We start from the raw sequence: 1618 nt of genomic DNA, 5'->3' as shown, positions 1-1618 counted from the left end.
ATTCCACCTGGAAATTCCTTACTTTGCACAGTATTCCCTGAATCTCTTGATCTTGGGTCTTTTACTTTACTTTTTAAACATGGCGTACTCTCTATTAACGGTGCAAATCTTCCCTTCGACCAACGCTTTCCCATTTCAACTGTTGGCTGTACTACCAGCATTGGACCTGGTGTCTGATCTATGATATAGCCAATCCAGTTATTACCAGCTTCTGTTCCTCCAATTTGTGCTCCTTTCATGAATACTATTTTCTCCGCTGGTGAAGATGGAGATAGTGAATCCATGATTTCTTTTAAATAAGGAGTTCTTTCCGTTCTCCATTTTCCTGGCTCTGATGCTGCAGTTGGCGCTAAAACTCGATACTCATTCGCCCACTCTGATACTTTAAGCTGCGGATCTGGTCTTAAACCTTCAGAAAAAGATGTAGCATAGATCATACCTTAACCCTACTTATTGCTGGTTCTATCTCAACATCATTAACAGTAGAACTACATTCCTCCAGTTCCATAAACATCTTTTTCTGAAATTCGTTTTCTATATATCTTTTGCTCATCTCACTTATCATTATTGCTATAATAAGTGCAAGTATTCCTGTTATTGTTGCAAAAATGATTGCACTACTTATTGTTGTTGCTGTTAACCCTATATATACCGCTATTGCTACTGCACTTACTGAGGTAAAAATACAGATCACATTATTGTATTTTCTTACTTTTGCATCTCTATGCTCTATACACCTATAATAAATTGGTACAGATCTGCCTATCTCATCTGGTAATTTGATACTCTTTTCTTTAAATAAAGTTTTTAACAATTCTAAATTATTTGACTTGATTGCTGAGTGCAGAACAGGTGTATAGTTTGCTCCTTTTTCCAGTAGTAATTTTACTACATGTAAATGTCCTTTTTCTGCAGCAAGGTAAATCGGTGATAGACTTTTATTGTTTGAAATATCAATATCAATTTCTTCTTTTAAAATGGACTCTACAAGCTCAATTTCTCCTCTTTTTGCAGCTAAATGTAATAAACTATTTTTTTCAGATCCATATTTGTTGCTCATCAAAGCCTTCTTTATCTCAGGTTTAGCGTAGTCAAATGGTGTTCTACCGCTATCGTCTTTTACCAGAGGGTCTATATCTTCTCGGGTTAGTAAAACTTCTATTGTTTTAAGTCTTTCAGCGTAATGTAGTGGTGTTTTATTTTCGTAGTCTTGCAAATTTACTTGAGCATTAGGCTCCTTTATTAAGCATTTGAGAATATCAAGACACAAATCTCTTTCATCATAATTAGCATTACTTACAGCTATATGAACAGGTGACAATTTCATTGAGTTTTGTCCCATGCGTGCACTATTTACATCTGCTCCTAGCTTCAGCAGTAACTTTACTATCTCCAACTTTTTATTATTAACTGCATAGTGCATTGGTGTCTGATTTCGTGCATCAAAGACATCTATTTCAGCTTTTCCTTCTCTTATCAAAATCTTTACAACTTCTGCATGTCCTATGCCTGCTGCTAGATGTAATGGCGTATGATGCAGAGCATTTCGTACATTAACGTCAACACCTTTTCCTATCAAATATCTAACCGCATTAACTTCACCTATCATTGCAGCTAA

2 protein-coding genes are annotated in these 1618 nt (G+C 35.6%); both read right to left on the bottom strand.

Annotated features, from left to right (window positions below; genetic code table 11):
- Positions 1-437 (bottom strand): phage terminase large subunit family protein (locus tag BVG17_RS10515; RefSeq protein WP_177429432.1); only part of this gene is annotated, 437 nt, incomplete at its 3' end.
- On the bottom strand, positions 434-1618 hold a 1185-nt coding region (locus tag BVG17_RS10510), incomplete at its 5' end, for an ankyrin repeat domain-containing protein (RefSeq protein WP_143688935.1). The genes BVG17_RS10515 and BVG17_RS10510, both read right to left, overlap by 4 nt.

Source organism: Wolbachia endosymbiont of Laodelphax striatellus (assembly GCF_007115015.1).
Lineage (GTDB): Bacteria > Pseudomonadota > Alphaproteobacteria > Rickettsiales > Anaplasmataceae > Wolbachia.
Note: the sequence above shows the minus strand (reverse complement) of the source record. Positions and strands in the feature narration are given on the sequence as shown.